This window comes from Mixta hanseatica (genome assembly GCF_023517775.1).
Classification (GTDB): Bacteria; Pseudomonadota; Gammaproteobacteria; order Enterobacterales; family Enterobacteriaceae; genus Mixta; species Mixta hanseatica.
Map to the genome: position 1 here is coordinate 3,265,184 of NZ_CP082904.1, position 23,509 is coordinate 3,288,692.

Annotated in this window: 34 protein-coding genes; 10 read left to right on the forward strand and 24 right to left on the reverse strand. The window is 52.3% G+C overall.

The features are described 5' to 3' along the window. Positions 1-66: 66 nt before the first annotated feature. The 11 genes from K6958_RS15510 to K6958_RS15560 all read right to left on the reverse strand — a co-directional run bounded on the left by K6958_RS15510 (position 67) and on the right by K6958_RS15560 (position 5,499). Positions 67-513, reverse strand: a complete 447-nt coding sequence (locus tag K6958_RS15510; RefSeq protein ID WP_249891965.1) for a phage virion morphogenesis protein — start codon at positions 511-513, stop codon at positions 67-69. After that, positions 513-938: a phage tail protein gene (locus K6958_RS15515; RefSeq protein ID WP_249891966.1), complete on the reverse strand. Its 426-nt coding sequence runs from the start codon at positions 936-938 to the stop codon at positions 513-515. The genes K6958_RS15510 and K6958_RS15515 overlap by 1 nt, the downstream gene beginning before the upstream one ends. Next, positions 901-1,143 carry an Rz1-like lysis system protein LysC gene (gene lysC / locus K6958_RS15520; RefSeq protein WP_249891967.1) on the reverse strand — a complete coding sequence of 81 codons (243 nt, stop codon included), beginning with the start codon at positions 1,141-1,143 and terminating at the stop codon, positions 901-903. Before lysC ends, K6958_RS15515 begins: the two co-directional genes overlap by 38 nt. Beyond that, positions 1,034-1,459 carry an Rz-like lysis system protein LysB gene (gene lysB / locus K6958_RS15525; RefSeq protein ID WP_249891968.1) on the reverse strand — a complete coding sequence of 142 codons (426 nt, stop codon included), beginning with the start codon at positions 1,457-1,459 and terminating at the stop codon, positions 1,034-1,036. The genes lysC and lysB overlap by 110 nt, the downstream gene beginning before the upstream one ends. Continuing rightward, complete coding sequence (locus K6958_RS15530; RefSeq protein WP_249891969.1) at positions 1,459-1,971, reverse strand: lysozyme; 513 nt, start codon at positions 1,969-1,971, stop codon at positions 1,459-1,461. The genes lysB and K6958_RS15530 overlap by 1 nt, the downstream gene beginning before the upstream one ends. After that, positions 1,952-2,167 carry an HP1 family phage holin gene (locus tag K6958_RS15535; protein ID WP_241700233.1) on the reverse strand — a complete coding sequence of 72 codons (216 nt, stop codon included), beginning with the start codon at positions 2,165-2,167 and terminating at the stop codon, positions 1,952-1,954. The genes K6958_RS15530 and K6958_RS15535 overlap by 20 nt, the downstream gene beginning before the upstream one ends. 4 nt (positions 2,168-2,171) lie before the next feature. Continuing rightward, positions 2,172-2,375, reverse strand: coding sequence for a tail protein X (locus K6958_RS15540; RefSeq protein WP_249891970.1), 204 nt, complete (start codon positions 2,373-2,375; stop codon positions 2,172-2,174). Continuing rightward, positions 2,375-2,839 carry a head completion/stabilization protein gene (locus K6958_RS15545; protein ID WP_241700231.1) on the reverse strand — a complete coding sequence of 155 codons (465 nt, stop codon included), beginning with the start codon at positions 2,837-2,839 and terminating at the stop codon, positions 2,375-2,377. Before K6958_RS15545 ends, K6958_RS15540 begins: the two co-directional genes overlap by 1 nt. A 100-nt stretch (positions 2,840-2,939) precedes the next feature. After that, positions 2,940-3,590 (reverse strand): phage terminase small subunit, encoded by a 651-nt coding sequence (locus tag K6958_RS15550; RefSeq protein WP_249891971.1) that lies wholly within the window; start codon positions 3,588-3,590, stop codon positions 2,940-2,942. 3 nt (positions 3,591-3,593) lie between these two features. Further along, a complete protein-coding gene (locus K6958_RS15555) occupies positions 3,594-4,649 on the reverse strand; it encodes a phage major capsid protein, P2 family (RefSeq protein ID WP_249891972.1) in 1,056 nt (351 codons plus the stop codon). A gap of 16 nt (positions 4,650-4,665) precedes the next feature. After that, positions 4,666-5,499, reverse strand: coding sequence for a GPO family capsid scaffolding protein (locus tag K6958_RS15560; RefSeq protein ID WP_249891973.1), 834 nt, complete (start codon positions 5,497-5,499; stop codon positions 4,666-4,668). A gap of 142 nt (positions 5,500-5,641) precedes the next feature. Here K6958_RS15560 and K6958_RS15565 point away from each other — a divergent pair, with 142 nt between their 5' ends. Both K6958_RS15565 and K6958_RS15570 read left to right on the forward strand, forming a co-directional pair. Next, on the forward strand, positions 5,642-7,408 hold the full coding sequence (locus K6958_RS15565; RefSeq protein ID WP_249894709.1) for a terminase ATPase subunit family protein: 1,767 nt from the start codon (positions 5,642-5,644) through the stop codon (positions 7,406-7,408). Between the two features lie 54 nt (positions 7,409-7,462). Further along, complete coding sequence (locus K6958_RS15570) at positions 7,463-8,440, forward strand: phage portal protein (protein WP_434085222.1); 978 nt, start codon at positions 7,463-7,465, stop codon at positions 8,438-8,440. A 34-nt stretch (positions 8,441-8,474) separates the two neighbouring features. On the opposite strand, the gene K6958_RS15575 is transcribed toward K6958_RS15570, so the two are convergent. The 10 genes from K6958_RS15575 to K6958_RS15620 all read right to left on the reverse strand — a co-directional run bounded on the left by K6958_RS15575 (position 8,475) and on the right by K6958_RS15620 (position 14,988). Next, positions 8,475-10,160 carry a hypothetical protein gene (locus K6958_RS15575; RefSeq protein WP_249891975.1) on the reverse strand — a complete coding sequence of 562 codons (1,686 nt, stop codon included), beginning with the start codon at positions 10,158-10,160 and terminating at the stop codon, positions 8,475-8,477. A gap of 17 nt (positions 10,161-10,177) precedes the next feature. Then, positions 10,178-10,369: a hypothetical protein gene (locus K6958_RS15580; protein ID WP_249891976.1), complete on the reverse strand. Its 192-nt coding sequence runs from the start codon at positions 10,367-10,369 to the stop codon at positions 10,178-10,180. A 111-nt stretch (positions 10,370-10,480) separates the two neighbouring features. After that, positions 10,481-10,669, reverse strand: a complete 189-nt coding sequence (locus K6958_RS15585; RefSeq protein WP_241700221.1) for a hypothetical protein — start codon at positions 10,667-10,669, stop codon at positions 10,481-10,483. 161 nt (positions 10,670-10,830) lie between these two features. After that, positions 10,831-13,179 carry a replication endonuclease gene (locus tag K6958_RS15590; RefSeq protein WP_249891977.1) on the reverse strand — a complete coding sequence of 783 codons (2,349 nt, stop codon included), beginning with the start codon at positions 13,177-13,179 and terminating at the stop codon, positions 10,831-10,833. Further along, on the reverse strand, positions 13,179-13,403 hold the full coding sequence (locus K6958_RS15595; RefSeq protein ID WP_249891978.1) for a TraR/DksA family transcriptional regulator: 225 nt from the start codon (positions 13,401-13,403) through the stop codon (positions 13,179-13,181). The genes K6958_RS15590 and K6958_RS15595 overlap by 1 nt, the downstream gene beginning before the upstream one ends. Beyond that, the gene (locus K6958_RS15600) at positions 13,403-13,630 is read right to left on the reverse strand and encodes a DUF2732 family protein (RefSeq protein ID WP_241700218.1); all 228 of its coding nucleotides are present in this window, start codon (positions 13,628-13,630) and stop codon (positions 13,403-13,405) included. The genes K6958_RS15595 and K6958_RS15600 overlap by 1 nt, the downstream gene beginning before the upstream one ends. Before the next feature lie 69 nt (positions 13,631-13,699). Next, positions 13,700-14,041 (reverse strand): DUF5347 domain-containing protein, encoded by a 342-nt coding sequence (locus K6958_RS15605; protein WP_241700217.1) that lies wholly within the window; start codon positions 14,039-14,041, stop codon positions 13,700-13,702. After that, positions 14,005-14,196, reverse strand: coding sequence for a phage filamentation protein Fil family protein (locus tag K6958_RS15610; protein ID WP_241700216.1), 192 nt, complete (start codon positions 14,194-14,196; stop codon positions 14,005-14,007). Before K6958_RS15610 ends, K6958_RS15605 begins: the two co-directional genes overlap by 37 nt. Before the next feature lie 7 nt (positions 14,197-14,203). Then, positions 14,204-14,713, reverse strand: coding sequence for a phage regulatory CII family protein (locus K6958_RS15615; protein ID WP_249891979.1), 510 nt, complete (start codon positions 14,711-14,713; stop codon positions 14,204-14,206). A 32-nt stretch (positions 14,714-14,745) separates the two neighbouring features. Beyond that, on the reverse strand, positions 14,746-14,988 hold the full coding sequence (locus tag K6958_RS15620; protein WP_241700214.1) for a Rha family transcriptional regulator: 243 nt from the start codon (positions 14,986-14,988) through the stop codon (positions 14,746-14,748). A gap of 119 nt (positions 14,989-15,107) precedes the next feature. On the opposite strand from K6958_RS15620, the gene K6958_RS15625 reads away from it, so the two are divergent. The 3 genes from K6958_RS15625 (at position 15,108) to K6958_RS15635 (ending at position 18,307) form a co-directional block, all read left to right on the forward strand. Further along, entirely contained in the window at positions 15,108-15,740 is a 633-nt protein-coding gene (locus tag K6958_RS15625; RefSeq protein WP_241700213.1) for a phage repressor protein CI, read from the forward strand. Between the two features lies 1 nt (position 15,741). Beyond that, positions 15,742-16,767, forward strand: coding sequence for a site-specific integrase (locus tag K6958_RS15630; protein ID WP_241700212.1), 1,026 nt, complete (start codon positions 15,742-15,744; stop codon positions 16,765-16,767). 346 nt (positions 16,768-17,113) lie between these two features. Next, positions 17,114-18,307, forward strand: a complete 1,194-nt coding sequence (locus K6958_RS15635) for an integrase domain-containing protein (RefSeq protein ID WP_249891980.1) — start codon at positions 17,114-17,116, stop codon at positions 18,305-18,307. Between the two features lie 14 nt (positions 18,308-18,321). Here the strand turns inward: K6958_RS15635 and K6958_RS15640 are convergent, their stop codons facing one another. The 3 genes from K6958_RS15640 to K6958_RS15650 form a co-directional block, all read right to left on the reverse strand. Further along, complete coding sequence (locus K6958_RS15640; protein WP_249891981.1) at positions 18,322-19,986, reverse strand: ATP-dependent nuclease; 1,665 nt, start codon at positions 19,984-19,986, stop codon at positions 18,322-18,324. Positions 19,987-20,396: 410 nt separating this feature from the next. After that, the gene (locus K6958_RS15645) at positions 20,397-20,648 is read right to left on the reverse strand and encodes an ogr/Delta-like zinc finger family protein (protein WP_249891982.1); all 252 of its coding nucleotides are present in this window, start codon (positions 20,646-20,648) and stop codon (positions 20,397-20,399) included. Further along, entirely contained in the window at positions 20,645-21,409 is a 765-nt protein-coding gene (locus K6958_RS15650; protein WP_249891983.1) for a hypothetical protein, read from the reverse strand. Before K6958_RS15650 ends, K6958_RS15645 begins: the two co-directional genes overlap by 4 nt. 465 nt (positions 21,410-21,874) lie before the next feature. Here K6958_RS15650 and K6958_RS15655 point away from each other — a divergent pair, with 465 nt between their 5' ends. The 5 genes from K6958_RS15655 to K6958_RS15675 are packed head-to-tail and all read left to right on the forward strand — an operon-like array spanning position 21,875 to position 23,506. Continuing rightward, positions 21,875-22,132: a helix-turn-helix transcriptional regulator gene (locus tag K6958_RS15655; protein ID WP_249891984.1), complete on the forward strand. Its 258-nt coding sequence runs from the start codon at positions 21,875-21,877 to the stop codon at positions 22,130-22,132. After that, a complete protein-coding gene (locus tag K6958_RS15660) occupies positions 22,129-22,377 on the forward strand; it encodes a hypothetical protein (protein WP_249891985.1) in 249 nt (82 codons plus the stop codon). The genes K6958_RS15655 and K6958_RS15660 overlap by 4 nt, the downstream gene beginning before the upstream one ends. A 13-nt stretch (positions 22,378-22,390) precedes the next feature. Further along, the gene (locus tag K6958_RS15665; RefSeq protein WP_249891986.1) at positions 22,391-22,918 is read left to right on the forward strand and encodes a host cell division inhibitor Icd-like protein; all 528 of its coding nucleotides are present in this window, start codon (positions 22,391-22,393) and stop codon (positions 22,916-22,918) included. Further along, positions 22,915-23,181, forward strand: coding sequence for a hypothetical protein (locus tag K6958_RS15670; RefSeq protein ID WP_249891987.1), 267 nt, complete (start codon positions 22,915-22,917; stop codon positions 23,179-23,181). The genes K6958_RS15665 and K6958_RS15670 overlap by 4 nt, the downstream gene beginning before the upstream one ends. Then, positions 23,171-23,506, forward strand: a complete 336-nt coding sequence (locus tag K6958_RS15675) for a DUF5375 family protein (protein WP_125289134.1) — start codon at positions 23,171-23,173, stop codon at positions 23,504-23,506. Before K6958_RS15670 ends, K6958_RS15675 begins: the two co-directional genes overlap by 11 nt. The last annotated feature ends 3 nt before the right edge of the window (positions 23,507-23,509 follow it).

Below are 23,509 nucleotides of genomic sequence, written 5' to 3' on the forward strand. Positions count from 1 at the left end.
CGCAAATATTCTGCAACAGAAAACAGTTTTTTAGCTGCTCACATTGGTTAACACACGCAAATAAGTTTACCCAGCAAGCCAGCGCAGCAACGCCTCCTGTACCGTGGTTTCCACCTCGCCGTTTATGCCCAGCAGGGGACGTGCGGCGTATTTCACTTCAGGGCCGCCCCGGCTCACCCGATCGCGCAGTCCGTAGTGATGCACGCGGGCAATACGCTGCGCCTGCCGGGTAAAGCTGACTTCCGCCTGGCTGGCATTTGCCGTCGCCTTCAGAAACTTCGCCGTTTTCAGCTTCGTGAACATCCTGCGCTTAACCCGCCCCTGTTTTGTCCGGGCGGACATCCGGCGCGGCTCCCATGCTGTCCCGTCCGGGGCCCTTTGCGCGGTGATGTTCTGCTGCTGAATGCGCCGCACGTCCCGCGCCACCTCACGCAGCATCCGGGTGCGCGCTGCCGGTTCCAGATTTGCCAGCAGCGCGGCCAGCCAGTCATCCACCTTCTGCATTTCATCCATCAGCGACCCGTCCAGAATTCTTCCGGCTCGTCCGGCTCCGGTACGGCTTCAATCTGCATCTGCCCGTTAACCTCACGCGCCAGCACCCGCTCCGTCAGCTTCAGGTTCAGGCTGAGGTCACAGGCACCGTTGCCCAGAATATCCACCTCAAAGGTAAACAGCTTTTCCCGCTCATCAGGGTTCTGCAGCGCATCGGGCTGATTATCCCGCAGCCAGTAGAGAATGGGCGCCATAAGCAGGTTCTGGTCGCCGGTAAAATCCGTTACCACCACGTTCAGGGTGTAGCGGTACTCCCATGAGATGGACGCGGCAGCAGTGGCAACCAGCGAACCGTTATCCACAAACAGGTGCAGCCGGTCCGGGTTCTCCCGCACGTAGGGCACCGCCTTATTCAGGGCGTGGCGTAAGGACTGCGGTTTGTTCATCGTCTTTTTCCTGATAGTTCACTATGGTGTCCACTTTGTCCGCGCAGTTCGCCCAAGCGGCTTCCGTCTCATCCAGCAGGCGCATCAGATCGCCGTTACTGCGCGGGGCGGCTTCCGGCAGGTGGCAGCGCGTTATTCTGGGACAGCCAGTCACGGTAAGACTGACCTCCTGTGATGGCCGGTCGCTGGCGCAGCCGGACAGCAACAGCAGGCAAAGGGGCAGCAGCCCAGCGGCGATACGCTTCATTTTCACGGGTCAGGTCCTCGATATGGCGCTGGCGCGTCTGCAGCAGCGCACGGGTTTCTTCGGCTGCCGCATAAAGCCGGGTCTGCTCCCGGCTGTTGGTCTGCGTCAGGATATTCAGGGCAATCAGCTGGCTGTTTTTCTGGTTCAGTTTCGCTTCCAGCGCAGTCAGCGCATTTTTCTGGTTGCGGCTTTGCTGCTCAGCCCTGTCCAGCCGCCACGTCTGAACGCATATCGCCGCAACGGCCATCAGCAGCACGGCCACCAGTGCGCGCATCACGCCGCCCCCTTCAGGCACCAGGCCATTTCCCGCCCACGGCGGTTATCCAGCCCCTGATTAAATACACCGTTCACGTAAACCCAGCGCGGCAGCTGACGGCAGGCAGCCGCCCAGCGGCGCTGATTCAGCAACTTCACCAGCGTGGAGCCGCAGGCGTTGCCGGTGCCCACGTTGAACGCAAACGACACCACCGCGTCATAGACGTGCTGCGGCAGCTGCGTGACGATGCACCGGCCCAGTGCCGCCTCCGTGCGCAGCACGTTGGTAATCAGGCTTTCCGCCGCCTGCCGCTCCGTGATGGCTTTGCCCGGCACCACACCGTGGGTGTTGCCGATCCCGTCCGTCCATTTTCCGGCGCTGCACTGGTACGGCTGCAGCCTGCAGCCCTCAAAACCGGCAATCAGCTTCAGCCCCTCCACCGAGGTGTTCAGCTGCTGAAAGCCCGGCAGCGTGGCGGCAATCGCCAGCACCACGCCCACCGTACAGCGCCTAACGGTTTGCAGATTCATAGTCGCTCCGGCTGATGCGTCCGCTTTCCAGCAGCTGGTAGGTTTTGCGCTTGTAGTACCAGCTGATAAGCGTCATCAGTACGCCCAGCGCCAGCCCCACAATCGTGGAAATATCTTTCAGCGACATCTCACCCAGCCAGGCCATCGCCACCGCGATGCACCAGGTGATAAACGCGCTGATGCGTTCTGTTGTCATGGTTTCAGTCCCAAAGCTGCACGGTCTGCGCGGTGGCTGCAGGCGTAACGTCCGGCAGCTCCACTTCCAGTCCGTGGGGTAAAAGGGGCCCGTGTGACGCCAGCCCCGGATTCGCCTGCAGCACCTGCTCTGTCAGCCCCTGCGTGCGCCCGTAGTGACGCCAGCAAAGCGCATCCACCGAGTCATACTGCTGCGCACGCACTTTCATCAGATAAGCTCCACGATGCTGTGCGGCCGGTCCTGCACGCGACTGATGGCCCAGCGCGCATCCCGCCACAGATCGCCCGTGGCATCCTCCAGCGCCTCCCCGCGCTTTACACCTGCCGCCGTGGCGTCATAGTCCTGATAACGCTCGTTCAGCACCGCCCGCGTCCAGCACCACACCGCGTTTCGGTAGTGGTGAATGCGCTGGCTCTGCCCGGCCAGCTTTTCTGCCGGTACGTCTGCCAGTGCCGCATAGCCCAGCTGCTGCTGACGGGCGCGGTAGTCGTACAGCTCCGCATTCACTTCAGAAATGGCGGTCAGCACCACCTGACGCAGACGGGGCGCGGTTACGGTGCCGTCCGTTCGCATGGCGCTGCGAAAATCCGCCAGGTTAAGGTCCGGCCAGAACGGCGTGTTTTCGATAATTTCCGGCGTGTCCGGTGCCTGCTCCGGCGCTACAAAGTTCATTGCCGTGGTTCTCCTGAATTAGTTGGGCGGTGGACGGGGTTTTGATAAGGCCATGCCTGTCGCCACCCCGTGCCGCCCCGCGCGTGGGCACGTCCGGTTATCAGCTGGCGTTGCGCAGTCGGCGCTCCAGCTGTTCAATGTCTTTTTTCACTCCGCAGCGCTCGTCCAGCTGCAGGGCGGTTTTTAAGTGGTTAAGGGCAGTAGCGGGATCGCTTTCACGCAGCAGCCAGCCCAGCGACTTGTGCAGGCGGGCGCGGGACTGGTCCGGCATATCCAACGTGCCCACGGCGTCCAGCGTCTGCAGCAGCAGCCCGGCATCAAACGGAGTGTCAGCCAGCAGCGCCGCCTTTGCCGCGTCGGCCATTTCCTCTGCCAGCAGCGTCTGCACGTTGCGGTTAAAGCCCTGCGGCATCACCCAGCCGTGCTTCAGCGCATGGCGGCCAATCAGCAGCGCCCCGGCATAGTCCCCGGCATCGATGCGCCAGAGCATCACGTACATCAGCACGTCATCCTGCTGTGCGCCGTTGGCGGCCAGCACGCCATCCACCCAGTGGGCGTATTTGGGCAGCACTTCCTGCTTGATTTCGGCTTTCTTGACCGTGGACTGGACGCCCTTGAGGCGGCGGCGGTCCTCACCCAGCTGCATCAGCATCAGGTCATAGCCTTTTGCATGGCGAACGCTGCCGCCCTGACGGGCGGCCTGTTCGGCCTGAATGCGCAGGCGGTGCTGCCGTGCGGGACTCAGGCTCATGCGTTACGCTCCAGCATCAGCGGGCGCGCTGAAGTCGCCGAGGGTGATGTTTTCAACCAGCGCCGCGCAGCGGTAATCCTCCACCACATACGCTTCGTTAACCGACTCAAAGTTTTCGATGCGATCGCGCTTCGGATTGTCGATAACCGAGCGGCGGCGGGTTTCCTCCTGCCAGTAGATTGACAGGTTATCCAGACGGGTAATCAGCACGGCATTTGCCGGGAAGAACGGCGCGCGCACGGCCTGCAGTCCTCCCATGCGTTTCTGGCTGATAATCAGGTCGGCGGCCAGTGCCTCCGTGTTCGGCTGCTGCTGGTTAACCAGCGGGAAATACTTATCGGACAGCAGCTCACGCCCGCAGACCACCACCAGTCCGTCATCGTCCTGGAAAATTGGGTCAATCAGTTCGTTCACCGCATCCATCACCAGCGCGTCCAGGTTGGCGTAGGTGCCGCCCTTGCCCACTTTCACCGGGTCCGCCGTGGTCACGCCGTCCTGGGTGCTGCTGCCCATGACGTTATCCGGCGCATCCTCACGGATTTTCTGCAGCCAGCCCTTGTTAACGTCCTGCAGCAGCGGGTTTGCGGCACGGTCAGAGGTTTTGGCGCGCTTCACGCCGTTAAAGCCGATCATGATGCGGTCCAGCGCCTGGCGCTTCACGATGGCGTCACGGATACGCACCTGGAAGTCCTGAAACTTGGCCCACAGATCCAGCTTCGCGTAGGTCAGCACGGTGTCGAAGTTGGTCTGCTCACATTTGTATTCCACGCCCGCCATCAGCGTGGGGTCGGTCGGCTCACGCTCTTTGGTGGTGGTATCGGTGGTGCCTGCAATGGTGCTGCCGATGCCGAGGCCCAGCAACTGGCCGGACTGCTCCGCCACGCCCATCACGTTAATCAGGGTCAGGAACGCGGTGGACTGCTGGATCTGGTCTTCCAGCGTCTGCGCCACGGACGGCACCACGCTGAACTTACTGGAGAGTTCTTCAATCTCCACGCCGTTCAGGCGGGCCAGCTGCTGCAGGTAGGCGTTAAAGGCAAAGCGGGTATTCTTTTTCATTGGATCTGTTGCTCCATCAGCAATTGGTCAGGGTGCCTGCCGGTGCGTCGCCGCCCGGTGCGCGCTGGCGATAGTCGTTGCGGCTGTCCTGACGGCTCAGCTGTTCCTGCAACGCATCAAAAGCGGCTTTGTATTCATTCAGTTCGGCTTCCAGCTCGCCGGTGCGTGCTGCCTGCTCCTGCAGGGCGGCATCGGTGCGGGCGCTGAAATCCTGGTGTTCGGTGGCGATCAGCTCCACCGCCTGATGCACATCCGAAAAGCGGGCATCGTCGGACTGCTGCTTTTTACGGAACAGCGCGGTGACGCTGGCGAACAGACCTGGCTTTTCATCCGGCACCTCTTCCAGCTCGATGACGGTTTCAACGGCGGCAGTAAACAGGTTGTCCGGATGCTTTTTGCGGTTCGCCAGCGGGTTCTGCGCGGCGCTGGCGCTGAAGGCCAGCATTTCGGTGCCGAGGCTCGCCGGGTCGTCGGTCACCGCCAGGCCAATCAGGTAGGCTTTGCCGGTGTCAGCAAACTTCGGCGCGACTTCCATTGAGGTAAACAGCTTCTGCATTTTCCCGGTCATGGTGACCAGCTCGTCGGTAGGGGAAATGGTGGCAAACAGCCCCAGCTTGCCGTCCAGCAGGCCACCCTGGATTTCTTCCGTGTCCAGCGCATCCACCACGCCAAAGCGGCGGAACGGGCTGTCAGGCGTGTAACCCTTGATGTGTTCCATGTTGATCACGGCGGTGTAAACCTTCGGGTCATAGTTCGCCGCCATCTCTTCCAGCCAGTCGCGCTGGATTTCGCGTCCGTCCGTGGTGGCACCTTCCACCCCGATCCGGAAACGCTTTGCTTTCACTGCCATAGGTCAGGCTCCGTTGAGGAAAAACTCGTGAGGCCCTATGTTTGCGGCGGAAGGGGGTCTGAAACAACGCGGGAACATTGTGTGAAAAACCACACAAAGCACGGCGGCAGAAAAGCGCACGGCAGGGCCGTATTTTGTGCCCATGACCACGATAATGACGCCCGACGACCTCGATCCCCGCAGGCAGGCCATGCTCCTGTACTTTCAGGGATACCGTATCGCCCGCATTGCTGAAATGCTGGGAGAGAAGCCTGCGACCGTTCACAGCTGGAAGAAGCGCGACAAGTGGGGCGGCTATGGCCCGCTTGACCAGATGCAGCTCACCACCGCTGCGCGTTACTGCCAGCTCATCATGAAAGAGCAAAAAGAAGGGAAAGACTTCAAGGAAATTGACCTGCTGGCGCGCCAGTCCGAGCGCCATGCCCGCATCGGCAAATTCAGCAACGGCGGGAACGAAGCGGACCTTAACCCGAAGGTGGCGAACCGCAACAGCGGACCGCGTAAACCGCCGGAGAAGAATGTGTTTTCAGACGAACAGATCGAGAAGCTACAGGAGATTTTTCACGGCTCGATGTTCGGCTATCAGCGCCAGTGGTGGGACGCGGGAAACAAGCACCGTATCCGCAATGTGCTGAAGTCGCGCCAGATTGGCGCCACCTTCTACTTTGCCCGCGAAGCGCTGATGGATGCGCTGACCACCGGGCGTAACCAGATTTTCCTGTCGGCCAGTAAGGCGCAGGCACACGTCTTTAAGCAGTACATCATTGAGTTTGCCAAAGAAGTGGACGTGGAACTGAAAGGCGACCCGATGACGCTGAGTAACGGCGCGTGCCTGTACTTTCTTGGCACCAACGCCCGCACCGCGCAGAGCTACCACGGCAACCTGTATCTGGATGAATATTTCTGGATACCGAAATTCCAGGAGCTGCGCAAGGTGGCGTCCGGCATGGCGCTGCACAAGAAATGGCGACAGACCTACTTTTCCACGCCGTCCAGCCTGACCCACAGCGCCTATCCGTTCTGGTCCGGCGCCCTGTTCAACCGGGGCCGCGCCAAAGCGGATCGCGTGGACATCGACCTGACACACCCCAACCTGTCGCCGGGCCGCTTCTGCGATGACGGCCAGTTCCGCCAGATTGTCACGGTGGAAGATGCGGTGCGCGGCGGCTGTAACCTGTTTGACCTTGACCAGCTGCGCCTGGAGTACAGCCCGCCGGAATACCAGAACCTGCTGATGTGTGAGTTTGTGGACGACCTGGCGTCCGTGTTCCCGCTCACGCTGCTGCAGGCGTGCATGGTGGACAGCTGGGAGGTCTGGACCGATTTTGAGGCGCTGGCCCTGCGCCCGTTCGGCTTCCGGGAGGTCTGGATAGGCTACGACCCGGCCAAAGGCACGCAGAACGGCGACAGCGCCGGGTGCGTGGTGATCGCCCCGCCTGCCGTACCGGGCGGCAAGTTTCGCATTCTGGAGCGCCACCAGTGGCGTGGCATGGACTTCCGCGCCCAGGCGGAAGCCATCAGAAAGCTGACGCAGCAGTACAACGTGACCTATATCGGCATCGACTCGACCGGCGTCGGCCTGGGCGTGTATGAAAACGTGAAGATGTTTTTCCCGGCGGTGAAGGAGTTCGTCTACAACCCGAACGTGAAAAACGCCCTGGTGCTGAAGGCGTACGACATTATCAGCCATCAGCGGCTGGAGTTTGACGCCGGGCACCTCGACATCGCGCAGTCATTCATGGCGATCCGCAAAGCCGTCACGGCCAGCGGCAACCGCCCCACCTATGAAGCCAGCCGCAGCGAGGAAGCCAGCCACGCGGACCTTGCCTGGGCAACCATGCACGCGCTGGCAAACGAACCCCTGCAGGGCGAAGCGGCCCACACCCGCAACATTATGGAGATCTGTTAAATGAGCAAACGAAAAAGCCGCGCCCGCACGCAGCCGGTAAGCCAGCCGGAAAACATGACCGGCGCACCGGCGGCGGAAGCGTTCACGTTTGGCGACCCGGTGCCGGTTCTCGATCGCCGTGAACTGCTGGACTACGTGGAATGCGTGGTGATGGACCGCTGGTATGAACCACCGGTAAGTTTTGACGGCCTGGCGCGCACGTTCCGCGCCGCCGTGCATCACAGCTCACCGATTAACGTGAAGCGTAACATTCTGACCAGCACCTTTATCCCGCATCCGCTACTCAGTCAGCAGGCTTTCAGCCGCTTCGTGCAGGATTATCTGGTGTTTGGTAATGCCTATCTGGAGAAGCGTACCAATCGTCTCGGCGGTCTGTTGTCGCTGGAGCCTGCGCTGGCAAAATATACCCGGCGCGGCATTGATTTAGACACCTACTGGTTTGTGCAATATGGCCTGACCACGCAGCCCTACCAGTTCACGCCGGGCAGCGTTTTTCACCTGATGGAGCCGGATTTAAACCAGGAGATTTACGGCCTGCCGGAATACCTGTCTGCGATCCCCTCTACCCTGCTGAACGAGTCGGCCACCCTGTTCCGCCGGAAATATTACCTTAACGGCAGCCATGCGGGCTTCATCATGTACGTAACCGATCCGGCGCAGAGCCAAGAGGACGTGGACAGTATGCGCAAGGCGATGCGAAGCGCGAAAGGGCCAGGCAATTTCCGTAACCTGTTTATGTACTCGCCGAGCGGAAAGAAGGATGGCATCCAGATTATCCCGCTATCAGAAGTCGCGGCAAAGGATGAGTTTCTGAATATCAAGAACGTGTCACGTGATGACATGATGGCCGCGCACCGCGTACCGCCGCAGATGATGGGAATTATCCCGAACAACACCGGCGGATTTGGCGACGTGGAGAAGGCCAGCCGCGTGTTTGTGCGTAACGAACTTATACCTCTGCAGAAGAGACTGGAAGAGTTAAATGAGTGGCTTGATGATGAAGTGATAAAATTCCGGGAGTATGACCTTTAGCATAAAAAGAGGCCAGAGGCCTCTTTTTCCCGTTTCATTCAAGATCAACGTCAAATTTCTCAACTCTTAACTTATTTATGGCGCTTTCATAAGAAATTATAGTTAAAGCCCACTTTGCTTTATAAGCGATGATCTCGTGTCTATTGTCAGCTCCACCAAATTTCCCAAATTGTAACGCAGCTTCTACTACTCCATGAACGCCTTGCCCTTTAGAGGCTTTAAAAGTTGAATAAAAATCTTCGATGCTTGCTTTAGAAAGTATCTCAATGTCTTTGTCTGACCAGCCATTGGTTTGACTCAGCCTTATCAAAATATCCAATAATGATTCGGTTTTTACTTTTGGCGAAGAAGAATAAAAATCATTGAATGCATCTATTAACTCCCCATCCTTTAAGGCCCTAATCAATTCTCGGCTGTGTATATTGAACAGCTCTCGCTCATCTTTTCTTCCCTCGATATATTTCTTTATAAGAATTGAGGCTTCATTATTTCTATTTAGACATCTCATTAATTCAATGAGTCCATCAAGGTTTCCCGGCGATATGTTCCGGTAATTGCTTTCAAAACTTTGCATTAACCCATCAACAACTTCACTTTCATTATTCTCAAATGAATCATGATAAAGAGACCATGCCTGAAAAAAAGCATCTTTCGATAGCCCTGTTAAAACTTTATCATTTTTTTCCTTCACAGCCAATTCGAAACTTTCCGTAATTACATAACCATGCTTAACAAGATTTAAGAGACCTTCATCAACATTGTCCGTAGTTTTATAACCATATTCTGAAATTACTTTTTTCCATGCTAATTTCTTAGGGTCTTTTTCTTCTTTATTTATGAAACCATATAAATAGAATTCATTTGATGCAATGAATTCTAAAGGAGGTACTAACTCGTCGTTATTGAAGCTGTAATAACACCAAGTAAAAAGCACTACTGAATTGATTGCATCTTTTATGAGCGATGGATGAGTCTTTTCAAAAAAATGTTCTATTGAATTAACGCTCTTCTCAATTTTTTTTAATACTCTTATATTGATAATCCCTAGTCTTTCTGTATATTCAGTGAAAATGTGATGATACTTACCAGAGCCATCATAAGCAATCTTAGCGCTTTCAGATGGAGAGGGATTAAATGTTAGGTCAATATCTAATACTTTTTCTTTATAGGTGTTAAACTCATGCGTTTCTTGAGTACCGTCATTTAGCAAAAGAACCACTTTACATTTTTTATGCTCCTTAAGTAACGAAACCAATCCCATTACGTCTTTTAAATCAAGATTTTTCCCTTTTCGCTCTAGATCATCAATGCATACGATGGTTTCCCTGAAATTAATAAAGGCCAAACTTTCTAATACAGGAGTAACATTCTTTGCAAGTGGAGTATTTTTGAAAATCCCGCCTGCTAATTTACCATATCCACTTAATACACTGGCAGTATTTTCTTTAAGGGTTGACAATGAAGGCTCTCTACCAATCATTTTAATCGGTATAGTATTTTCAAATAAAGAGTACTTTAATGTTTCAAGATTGTTAATTCCAAATAATGAAACGTAGCAATATTTATTCAGCTTAATTGCGTTGTCTTCTTTGGCTTTGTTTAAAAATCTGTTCCAGCTGTATGTCTTTCCTATACCCCACGCCCCTTTTATAGCCATAACATCGGGGCTATCAGATTTCAAAAAATTTCTTATTTGTTCTTCTATGACCATTGTAGACATGAAATATTCCTTACCTGTCAATTTGCATACAGTACATTTTGCATTCGACTTGATTTTTTGTCACTACAACCATCAGCGCGCGCTCGTACCCCCGCCACGCCTGCCCGCTTTATGTAGCGATTTTCATGCACCTGCATGACATAAGCAAAAGCCCGCCAGTTCTGGCGGGCCTCAGCAAAAACGATCCTCAAACGATCATGCGTTTTCATGCAGCATAGTCATGCACTACTCTCGCAAGGCAGAGGTTGAAAGATTTCCTGTGTTGCCAGGTTAACCCGCTGCTCTTTATTGATCATTATTTCAATGAGCATGCAGGTTCCTTAACTGGTCACATCCATCGATCGGCTGTATTCGTGAATACGAATTTTCGCCATTAACTCGTCGGTCAATTCAGACACCCATTGGATAGCTAACCGCTTTTCTTCGTCGCTGCACTCACTAGCCGCTACAAGCTTGATGAAAAAATCAATGCGCTGAAGCTTCAACGACTCCAAAAGATAATCCTGCATTTTTCCTCCTGTCACTATCCCGGACACCAAAAAACTGTACATACATACACTGTATATAAATACAGTATAATACAGATTTTCAAATGTAAATGCCTTTTTTATCCGTCAATTAGATTGTTCTGACACGGATCAAGGACAGGAAAATTGCTGAAACAGTGATATCAATACCATTGCCGCCATTTGTCATCCTCCTGCAGTCGGCAGTTCCGGTAAAAAATCCGCAGCCCTGCGCCAGACGGTATGCTGCCGCCACGTAAAAGCAGGTCAATTTCTTTTTCACTCCCGTCAAATCCCCTGATTTTCAGCTCTGCTTCCAGTTGCAGCCGCTGAGTGTCAGTAATTTCCTGTTTGTAGTCCTTTCTCCGCTTCGGTTTCACCTGCTGCATCCTTGCCCGCAGTTCACGCAGTTCTTTCTTGCTCATGGTCAGGAAGTCCGGGCACGGCTCCGGCCCTTCTCTACCGGGCAGTTCGCCCCCTGTAATGTTTAAATTTTCTACAGGGGGACAGTTATTGCCACGAGTCCAAGGGGCGCAAGCGCCCTGGTCGGCTGAAGCCTCCTGAAGGTCAACGGCTTTACGAACCATTTTCCACTTGACCGCGTGCGTGCAGATTTTGCCTTCAATAAGTGGTGACCAGATACCATAAATGCGGATGCCGTGATCGCCGTAGGCGCTCGGCTCCTCGTTACGCTCATAGGCCGTTCGGATAAGGTGATGTTTACGGGGAACCAGCACGCCGCCCTGTTTCATAATGTAGGTGGCAAAGCAGCCCACATCAGCAGCGGCCAGCACCGCGTCCAGACTGGCATTTTCAAGCACCGGCGTGCCCGGCTTTTTATCACCGGCCATGCGGTTCGTCTGACTTGCCAGCAGACGCAGCTCCCGGTAAGCCTGACGCCCCGGAATACCAAAGAAACGGAACTGCTGCACGCGGTGCAGCGATGCCCATGCGTTTACATTTTCCGCATTGTCACGCAGTGATTTACCGGTTTCTTTGCTGATTTCGCCAGCCAGTCCGCGACCGTCAATATTCTTACTCACGTATTTAGAGATATAACTGGTCGGCGTACCCTCACGCGGATCAATAAGCACTGCTTTGAAGCGCGGCTCGGTATTGTTGCCCAGCTCTTCGCGGTCTTCGCGGATGGCAAACTTCCGCAGCATTGCCGTAATTGAGCGGCGTTCTTTCTTGCGCATAAAGCACAGCAGATGCCAGTGAACGGTGCCGTCATGGTGCGGTTCAGCAACGCGGACGCCGTACCAGCGCAGCCCGGCTTTGTGCATGGCCTTGCGGAATGCAGCAAACGTATTCACCAGATAATCACTGCTCTGCCGGACCGTTTCACTGGTCCACTTCGGATTGGGCCTGCCGTTGCTCAGGGTGGCGTGGAAGCGTGACGGGCAGGTGATGGTATAAAACACGGCGCAGTCACCGCGCATCTCTGCGATAAGCTCCAGCCCCTTAACGCAGGCCATCATTTCATTACGGCGGTGTGCCGGGTTACTGCTGCTGGCATTCACCACGTCTTCCATATCCAGCGTGTCACCGCTCTCATTGACCAGCTCATGCGAACGGAAAAACTCGAGCGATTTGCGGCGCTGCTCGCGTTTGTGGATCACGGCTTCATAGCTGACATACGGGGAGGCTTTTTTGTTGACCAGACAAACGGCGCGCAGCTGTTCCTCCCGCCACTCACAGCGCATCTGCCACAGCTTGCGATACCACCAGTCCGCGCACAGCATACGGGCCAGCGACGGCGGAATAAGGTCATATGGAACGGGCTTACGGCGGCGCCTTTTGCGGCGCAGCTGGTCCCAGGCGGGCGGGATGACGTCCAGCCGCATGGCTTCAGCGGCCACCCTTTCCCATGCCTGCCTGATTTGTTCCGGCTTAACCTCATCGGCAACAAACAGATCGCCGCTGGCCGCATCCAGACACATGCTCATGTGTGCCGCAACCAGCGTGGACAGGCGCTTGACCTGATGCTGGTTCATTTCAGGCAGCGCCAGCAGCCCTTCCAGACCATCATGACTTGCCATAAACCGGAACGAGGCAGACACCTGACTGTCACGCACGCGGGACAGCCTTTCCAGGCATGGCATGATGGTTTCATTCAGATAACGGGAATAGGCTTTGGGCTTGTCCAGGCGCTGGAAATATTTAATGCGCTCCATCAGCGGCTTGCTGATGTGGGCAGGTTCGGCGTTTACATTAGCCAGAATAACCAGATCGGGGTTAAAGCGCTGCTGTTCGTGGGCCATTCTGGCGCGGCTGACCAGATTATCCTGCGCCATTTCACGTAAGACGGGATCGCGGGACTCGTTATAAAAAAAGCGATTCCATGCCTCATCACTCTGTGCTTCGCGGCGCAGCTGTTCGTGCTTTCCGTCAGCGGCGTAAAGAGTGATAAGGGTTGAAAGCGCTGATGCCGGTACAGGCTCAGTTGTTTCAAGGCGCGGGTTAACCGCTTCCCGTGGAGCATTCCACGGGTAAGCGTATTCTTTCTGCATCAGAGACCGCCCCGGTAGTGGCGACTTTTCAGCTCTGCGATTTCCTGACAGGTGACACAACACTGCACGCCCTGAATTGCGCGGCGGCGCGCTTCCGGGATCGCGGCATCACATTCTTCGCAAAAAAACTGGCTGGCCTGTACCGACCGACCGGTTACCAGAGCCACCTGCCGTGCCAGTTCTTCCTGCACGCGTTCCTGTACGCGGTCCATTGAGTCGCTCATTAGTGCAGCTCCTGTGATTCGCTTTCATAACGTGCAGCTTCCTGGCGGATAAGCTCTGCCGCTTCAATGCCGTTCAGCTCCTTCTGATGAATATGCAGGGCAAGCGCAACAAGACGCTCAGAAACGCGCAGCGCACGCTCTTTGCGTTCCTCGTTGCGTGCCTTATTGAGCAGTGCCACCATTGCGTCTGTATCAGCTTCAAAACTACGGGTTTCAATATTTCGCATATTTCTTTCTCCAGAATTTGGGCAAAAGAATGCCCGGCGGGTTTACGCCATTTAATTTCGTTGGATTAATTAATTAGGTAACGTCAGTTTTTTGGGAAATAAACTCACGACTGCACGTATATGATTCATTGCACTTATCAGCGCGTATTTTTCATCACTCGTCAGTTCATCAAATTCAACGTCATGACGTTCTGACCGGATATTTGCCAAAAAGAAAATTGCGCCTAATGCCCTTTTGTTCTGCTCGTACTGCGTATCGCGCTTGTCTCGCATATCAGCTATAAAACGCTTCAGCTCATTACCGCAGCTATCACCCCACAACTTCGTGCGGATAGCCGCAATGTGATTCAGGCCGTTAACACGCTGACCCGCGCTTAACTGAACAGCAATGTCTTCACCTTCAATTGCCATTTTTTCTTTCTCCCGTTTCCGGTTAAACCTGCCAGCAGTTCCGCCTGATTATTTGACGGGTGCCAGCGCCTGCCGTCCTGCCCCATTATCCAGCCATGACCATAAGAGGATGACGGGCTTTGCTGCTTCAGCAGAGGGGCCACTGAAAATGCCATGCTTACCTCAGCTGATACCGATCGAGGCGCCAAGACCGCTGATAGCGTCCACGGTGCTGGCAAGCGTCGGGTTCGAATGAATGCGCGTCTGTACGGCCATTGCGGCCAGCGTCAGATAGCGAATGCCGCTGTTTACGTTCTGAATTAAGTTACGGCAGCAGGACGTTGTGATTTTGTCCTGAACAACTGCAGTGGCGGCCAGCTGCCCTACTTCTGCCGTGGCCTTGAGGACATACGAGGATAACTTTTCCTGCGCCACCTCATTCACTGGTACACAAGGCAGGCACTGCAGTTGCGCCAGCATTCCGTCAACCAGCGTGGCATCTTCAGTCAGGTCAGTAAGGATAAGCATTTCCCGAACCGTAAGCTGATGCACCTGTTCCGGGTTCAGCTTGTTCCTGATGGTTTGAGGGTTAAGGCCCGCTTTTTTAGCCAGCTGGATAATGTTGTGCTTTGCCGCAAATGCCCGGCAGGCTTCATCAAAGTGGCTATGTGTGGAAACACGAAAATCAAACATGCAACTTCCTTCCAAAGTTCTCATAATCGAACTTACTGACCAACAATGACGCGGAAGTTGGAATGACCCAAGGACTCACGTACCTGGTCAGTCTTGTACATCAGATAGCGCAGGCTCACGCGGCCTTTGTTTTTATCTTTTTTAACCATGTACTTAGCAAGCTGACCATGGTGGATTTTCTGGTAGACAGAGCCACGGGAAATGCCTTCCCATTCTGCAAACTCCGCAGGAGTAGCTAGCTCCTTTGGTACACGAATTGAAATATCGATGCTCATAGTGCAGTATCTCTCGATTAAGATTTGGTTTACGTCGTTTTATCTTGTTTTATTTGGTTCAATTTTTGATACATCGAGATATTACGATCCAATATTTGATACGCCAATAGGATTGAAAAATGATACATGTGAAAGCGGGCGAGAATACTGGGGGTAGAGAGGCCATTCATAGGCTAATGGCTGCCTATGATTTTAAGTCCAGGCAACAGCTTTGTGATCATTTAGGTGCTTCAAAAAGCACTATGGCAAACAGGTACTTAAGGGATAGTTTCCCAGCAGAATGGGTAATTCAGTGCGCTCTTGAAACCGGGGTTTCATTGCTTTGGCTGACCACTGGACAAGGAGAACCAAGTGCAAATATTGGTTCAAAAAAACATATCAATTTAGTGAACTCTAACAAAGTTAAACACCTTTCTGACCTTGTTTCTCCCGAAATAGACAGGGCAACTCTCACTGGTGGCTCTTTGGTTGATACGGGAAAAGCAATTGTTGATAACAGCCTGCTTCCCTCAGATAGCAGCAATCTGCTACTGGTAAATACCGATGGAGACTCTTACTTAGTTGACCGTAGCCAAACGCCACCGGTAAACGGAATGTGGCTGATTGATATTGATGGGATTAAAAGCATCGTTAAGCTTACTCGCCTCCCGGGGAACAGATTGGTCGTACATCAAGATGACTCTTCATTTGAATGCGCTCTGGATGACCTTGAGATACTTGGCAGAGCCTTAAAAATCATTAAGAGCCTTTGATATGACGATAAGGAAGCAGCCGAACGGAAAATGGTTGTGTGAGTGCTACCCGAACGGGCGCGACGGTAAGCGCGTGCGCAAACAATTTGCGACAAAAGGCGAGGCCATAGCATTCGAAAATTTCACCATGGACGAGGTGAACAAAAAGCCGTGGCTGGGTGAAAAGGAAGATCGGCGGCGTTTGTCAGAATTGATTGAGCAGTGGCACTCCCTTTACGGCCAGACGCTCGCAGACCCTAAGCGCCTAATGGCAAAACTGAATATTATCTGCAATGGGCTGGGCGATCCCGTCGCCTCTGAGTTAACCGCCGGTGACTTTACCAAATATCGTGAAGCACGATTAAAAGGTGAGGTACGTAACGAAGACGGCGCGCTAATGTCGCCAGTAAAGCCCCGCACGGTAAACTTGGAACAGCGTAACTTATCATCCGTTTTTGGCACCCTAAAAAAGCTGGGCCACTGGTCAGCGCCTAACCCGCTCGCCGGGCTACCAACATTCAAAATCGCAGAGGGGGAACTGGCGTTCCTGGCCCCGGACGAAATCAAACGCCTGCTTGATGCCTGCGCTGATTCTCAAAGCCCCAGCCTGTTGATGATCGCAAAAGTATGCCTAGCCACCGGCGCACGATGGAGTGAAGCCGAAAACCTGCAAGGCCACCAGTTATCTAAATACCGGATCACCTATACCAAAACCAAAGGCAAGAAAAACCGAACCGTACCGATATCTCAGGATCTGTACGACGAACTCCCCAAAAACAGAGGGAAGCTATTCACGCCATGCAGAAAAGCTTTTGAGCGTGCAGTAAAAAGAGCCGGTATCGACTTGCCTGAGGGCCAATGCACGCACGTGCTGCGCCATACATTCGCCAGTCACTTTATGATGAACGGCGGAAACATACTGGTACTGCGCGATATTCTGGGACATGCCGATATAAAAATGACGATGGTTTACGCACATTTTGCGCCCGACCACCTGGAAGATGCCGTGACCAAAAACCCGCTTCACAATCTCAATTGGAACCGCTAATTTATGGCGGCACTTTGGCGGCAGAACATTAAAAACGCATAAAACGGACAAATATCAAATAACACTAACGATCTGTTTTTAAACGCAAATCACTGTTTTCATTATAGTAAAAATGGTATGTAGGAATTTCGGACGCGGGTTCAACTCCCGCCAGCTCCACCAAATGTTGATCCGGATACGTCCGGTGAAGTACGGAAAGCCCGCATGGCATAAGCCTTCGCGGGCTTTTTTGTATCTGTAACAGTCCGTATCGTTCCGGCTAAATCCAGTGATTATTGGTATACGTATTGGTATACGGTAAGATGTATCCTAAAAACGTATACCAATTCACGCAGGAAAGCCCCGTATGGCAAGGACTACGCGCCCTCTTACCAATACAGAAGTTCTCCGTTCTAAGGCCATTGATAAAGATTTGACGCTACATGATGGCGACGGACTTTTTATGGTGGTTAAAACCACCGGAAAGAAGCTCTGGCGTTTTCGTTATCAGCGGCCAGCGACAAAGCAGCGCACCATGATGGGCCTGGGTGCTTTCCCTGCTCTCTCGCTGGCAGATGCCAGACGCCTGCGTGCTGATTACCTCTCCTTACTCGCTAATGGTATTGACCCCCAAACGCAGGCCGAACAGGTAACAGAACAACAGCAGATCGCGTTAGACAGCATTTTCTCAACCGTGGCCGCTAACTGGTTTGCTTTGAAGCAAGCCAGCGTTACGCCGGATTACGCGAAGGATATCTGGCGTTCTCTGGAGAAAGATGTTTTTCCTGCTATTGGTGGGATTCCTGTTCAGGAAATCAAAGCACGCAAGCTGGTTGAGGCGTTAGAACCCATTAAGGCCCGTGGCGCTCTTGAAACCGTTCGTCGTCTGGTTCAGCGTATCAATGAGATTATGATTTATGCGGTTAATACCGGGCTGATTGATGCTAACCCTGCATCTGGTATCGGAATGGCGTTTGAGAAGCCCAAAAAGCAGCATATGCCGACACTACGGCCGGAAGAGCTGCCAAAATTGATGCAATCACTTGGAATGTCGAATCTTACTATACCAACGCGGTGCCTCATTGAGTGGCAGCTACTGACACTTGCCCGACCTTCTGAAGCTGCCGGCTCTAGGTGGATAGAAATTGATTTAGATGCAAAATTATGGACTATACCTGCGGAGCGTATGAAAGCTAAACGTGAACATATTGTTCCCCTTTCAAGTCAGGCTATTGAATTGTTAATGACGTTATCTCCTATTAGCCGTCACCGAGAGTATATATTCCCCAGCAGGAATGACCCAAAAAAACCTATGAATAGCCAAACTGCGAATGCAGCCTTAAAAAGGATTGGTTATAGTAAAAGGTTAGTAGCTCATGGATTACGCTCTATCGCCAGCACAGCGATGAATGAAATGGGATTCAATGCCGATGTTATTGAAGCAGCCTTATCGCACGTTGATAAAAACGAAGTAAGGAGAGCATACAACCGCTCTCTTTACTTGGAAAAAAGGGCTGAGCTTATGCAGTGGTGGGGGGATTTTATTTACCACTCTAAATAAGAAATTAAAAAAAACTAAGAGATGCGTGCCTCACCCCATGCATCTATTTTATCACACCCTTCATATATTCCAGTATGTGTGCCAGCCTCAATATCATTTAGACTATTTCGTAAAGCACGATACTTTTCATTTTCATAATAATCCTCAGCAGATAAATGGCAAAATATATTATATGGCTTATCTTTTTTGGGCTTTTCTTTTAGATAGTGCCCTTCAAAGTCAGGGAGGTGTGCAACAGTTATGACATTCCCATAGGAAAGATCGGCCGCCTCCCTGATCTTTTTGTTGATTGTCCACATAGCATTAATCTTCCCACCATCTATAAATTTATTATCTAGATCATGGATTGCAACGGCTTTACTTCCAAACTGATTTAATATTTTTATAAATGTTGGGATATTAGCTTTACCTCTGCAATTAATAACGCAGTATTCATGCTCTTTGCTATTAGTATGTATAATGTGATTGTAAGCCAAAAACTCAGTATCACCTTCAACCAAAATTGACTTCTCATAAAAGAAGAACTCATTGACAGTTGGACAACACCTATTCAATGTTTTTAAATTTTCTTTCTCGTTATCAGTAAATGCCACCTTCTCTGTTTGATAATATCTTACACTCTTTTTGACGTTAGAAACTTTGATTAGAGTTGTATGAGCCCTCGTGAGATCTATAAAAACAGGTGAGTGAGTAGTACATATCACTTGCCACCCCTCTAACCCAGCAAGAGTATAAATAGCATCTCGTACAGAACGTACGACAGAAGGATGCATGTTTATTTCTGGTTCATCAACGAGTAGTATTTTCGCTTTTTGATTATTTATTATTTTTCGACCTTTTTTTAAAAGCCCTGCATTGCATAAAGTTTTAATGGCTGCCCATAAGAATGCTCGCTGCACACCAGAACCTTGGTGTGAAAGTGGAGAGCTACAGCCGTTTGTATCAAATATGAAGCGGCTGCCTTCCTTGATAGCTTTTTCAGGTTCAAATTTACCAACTCCTGTCTCAAACCTTACCTTCACACCCTTAAACATAGCATCTACGTTTTCTTCGATTCCAGAACTTATATCTTGTATGCTTTCTAGCAGTTCACCTTCAATCTCTTTTGCTAAAGATTGGATTTCCGATATAATTCCAGCTGCTTTTGATTTATCAGATTTTATTTTTTCAACAGCATTACTTGCTATCAAATCTTTAACTATTGCCTCTAAAGTCACATGAGAGTCATTGGGATTAATTCTTATGGGCGTCGGCAACCTGCTTGAAAGTATTGAGTTCCATCCCCCAGCCCCACCATCTTTCCAGTCATTAGTTTCATTACTAAAGCTGAGTTTCCTTCCGTCATTGTCAGCATTATCCCAAATTATTTTAAATTTAGAGCATTTTTTAAAACCATCAAGTTCTTCATGAAACCACTCTTGCCCTATCTGCTTAATATCGTGATCATTTACATCGGTAAACAACCCAGTTATTTCAATTGGTAAAGAATCATCGCGATTATGAAAATCATCTAAACTTCGACTTCCTGTGCCTAGAGTACAATATGCTTCATATGCATCTAAGACTGTAGATTTACAGCTGTTATTTTTCCCAATCAACACAACGACATTATCTATCAGTATTCTTATTTCCTCGTTGACACCTTTGAAATTTTTAATGTACAGCGCTGCAAGTTTCATAAAAACTCCCTTTTAGGATTTTTCCTAAAAACATAAGAGCACTTAATTAATCACAACCTAAAAGAAAATAAAAGATGGTTTTTTAAACAGTAGGCCGCATTCGATAGCAAATGAATTATTAGCTTTAAAATAATCATTGCAAAAAACATTTATGATGAATAATACCTTTGCGCGCACTCATACCCCCGCCTCGCCTGCCCGCTTTATGCATCGTTTTTTATGCAACTGCATGGACTGGGCAAAGCCGCGCCGGGCTTAGGCTGACAGGATATCTGGGGCGCTGCATTCTGCATGCAAATCCATGCACCTTATGCATGCATCGTTCTTTACAAACCGGGCTGGCCAGAAAAAGGCGTTGAGAGGACGAAAGGCGGAAACAATAAAGCCGCTGATTTCAGCGGCCGATGTGATTAATGGAGGGTGCGGAAGGATGAACCGTAGCGCCCGATAGTCTGGCGTTCTTTAATCAGCTCCGGGATAACTGCGGGGGCCGGTTCGGGCTGCGGCGGCGCGGTTATCACTTTCGTAATGCTCTCATTCGTTTTGAAGGTGCAGGAGCAGTCAAGGTTTGTGCACTGGTGATAACGTTCCTTCACCTGTTCAGACATATACCGGCTTGAACGGGTATGGGCCGGGCTTTTGCAGTACGGACAGTGCATCATTTGGCATTGCCCTCTTTCAGACGTTCGCGTTTTTCCTTCAGCGTTACAGCCAGTCTTTGCCTGGCCGCCGGACTCTGATACAGCTTCATATCCACGCCAGTCAGCGCCGGACGCCACAGGCCGATATTTTCTAGTACGGGGGCTTCAGTCAGCGCCTTCTCAGGCAGCGCGGCCGCCGCACGGGTCAGCGCATCACCAATCAGCTCCGCCACGACCTGCATATCGCTGCGCGTGTCGTCGTCACGGGGATTGACCTTCTCACGCTGAAGGCGCAGGCGGATGGCCCAAAGAAGTGAAGGGCTGATATTGCGCAGCGCCGAATGCCATGTAGCATCGGCAAACTCATTAAAGGCTGCCCGGTGTGAATTGATGTACGACAGGCCGGTATTGCATCCGCTAATCATTGTAAACTGCTTATCAATCTCCAGCTCGTCAATTAGCCCGGTGAACTCGTCCGCCAGTTCACGGCTGGCAATGCGCTGGCTGTGTTCCGCCTTCAGCTCGTCGGTCAGGTTGCCGCGCAGGGTGCGAAAACGCATACGCCAGTTCGTTTCGGCTTCCTTACCTGCCTCAATGGCCGCTTCACGCTCTTTCATGCAGCGGGTAATGTCGGCGCAGATGGCGTTGTACTCTTTCATCTTTTCAAGGTGTGCGGTTCGGGCCTGCTCAAAGGCTGCCAGGGTGCCGCTCTTTTCCGGGGTGCTCATAGCTTTTCTCTCTCTGTAAAGGTTGTCGCTATTCTGTCGTTCACCACCGGACAAATCATTTCATTGCTGTCTGCCTGTCGCTCAGCAAACACGGTTACTTTTCGACCTCCCCCCCCTCTGCTGAGCTTTTAGTTTTATATAAAACTGTTCACTACTCTTCACCTCAAGAAAAAAGATAATAAATACAGTAAGTAAAGGGGTGAACACTTCAGAATTAACTGTTCACCGGGTGTTCACCACTGTTCACCCTCTTTTAAATCAGCCTTTTTCTGGCGAGCATTTTTTTAGAGTTTTTAGCTATTAATGAATCTGAATTTCCCGTCAATTTTTTATAAATGACAATCTCTGACAATCGTTGATAAACAGGGTGCAACAGGATAGAACAAAAAGCGATTTTGCTCATTTATCACACAGCATCGGCTTGTTTACACAGGCAAAAATATTCTCACAATAGGGGGTTACCAGCACAACACAACCGGAACCGGCCAGCGCCGCCCGGATACAAAATGAGGTAACACCATGCTTTCCACCGCTCCACAATCCGCCCCGGCGACGCCGTCCGTGAACGACCTGCAGTACCCCCGTGACCGCTTTATGCGCCTGCCGGAAGTTATCAGCATCTGTGGTCTGTCCCGATCCACCATTTACGACCTGATTTGCCGTGAGCAGTTTCCGTCACAGATTTCTCTTGGCGGCAAGAATGTCGCCTGGCTGGCGTCGGAAATTGACGACTGGATGCAGGCCCGCATCGCGCAACGTGCCGGAGGTGCGGCATGATTAAACTCAACTTCAGCACCCGCAGCTACCCACTGAGCCAGGAAGAAGCTGTATACGTGGCCGAAAGCCTGCTCTCTGCCGTTGGCGGCAAAAATGCCACGCTGCCCGCATTTAACAGTGGCCGTCACGGTCATATTTCCGTGCTTACCGAACAGTCGAAGCCTGCAAAGGGAAGTAAGGGTGAGCAAAGCGAGAACTTCCGATCAAATCCGCCGCAATCCGATCACGTCCTGACCGATTGCTGAGGAAAAAGCCCCGATGTGTGAAAAAAGGCTTTTTTCTGGCGAGCCGCCGGTATACAGTTTCTCCGCTGCCGCAAAATCGGCAGCCGGGCGTAGGAACCCGAGCTTAACCTTGGCGACACAGCACGCGCCACGCGTGTTTTTTTACGTCGTTGCCTCAGTGCGCCATTTTTTAGCGCAGCGGTTCTTATGCCGTTGCGCCTGTAAAACAATGGTGGCTCAGGCGGGGCAGCCTTCGGGCTGGCCGGTTCCCAAGGTTGCCGGTATTCCTACCCCCGTCTGGGCTACCACCCCCGAGTGTAGGAACTCTGGTGGTAGCTTTCTTAAGCTAACCCTGGAGAAAGCCATCATGGCCGCAACCCTCATTTCTGCACGCATACAGTTCACTTTTCTTTTTGCCGCCGTGCGCCGTGCTGATACCGCCGCCCGTCCCTGCATGCTGCGTACCACCGCCGAAACCGAATCCGCTGCCCGCCGTCTGCTGGCCCGCGATTATGTACTGTCCTTTGCCGGTCGCCTGCCGCTCTGTGAGGTGGCCGCATGAATACCCTGTCCGCCCGACTTAACAACCACGACAGCTACCCCATTCCGCACGCCGATTTCCTGCGCCTTCAGCATGCCCACAGCGTGGGCGTGACCGTGCTCGATATGCTGGACGTTATTGAATGCTCCGGCAACCGTAAGAACGGCCCCGACGGTAATGCGCTGGCATCCGTGGTGGCGCTGCTTACCGACCAGCTGGGGAAAGTGGTCAGCACCTGTGAATCCGTCATGCTTAACGATATGGAGGTCTCCCGTGACAACTAATCAATCCTGCCTGCCCGTTGAGGTGCGCACCGCCGTTTACCGCCGCGCCGTTGCCCAGGGCTACCTTTCCGCCTGCGAACATTACGGTCTCGACGTATCCGCCTCGCTGGACGAGGTGCAGATGACAATCGCGCTGGAGCTTGAGGGCTATTACGTGCGCAAGTACGGCCCGGAAAACGGCATGGACATGGCCTGCACCATGCTCAGCGAAATGGTACAGCCCGACGTGCTGGTCGCCGCGCCGCGGCTGACGCGCATGGGGGAAACCATGATGGATGAACTGCTGTGCGGCCGCCTGGCCGCGTCCAAAGCCACGCTGCATTAAGGA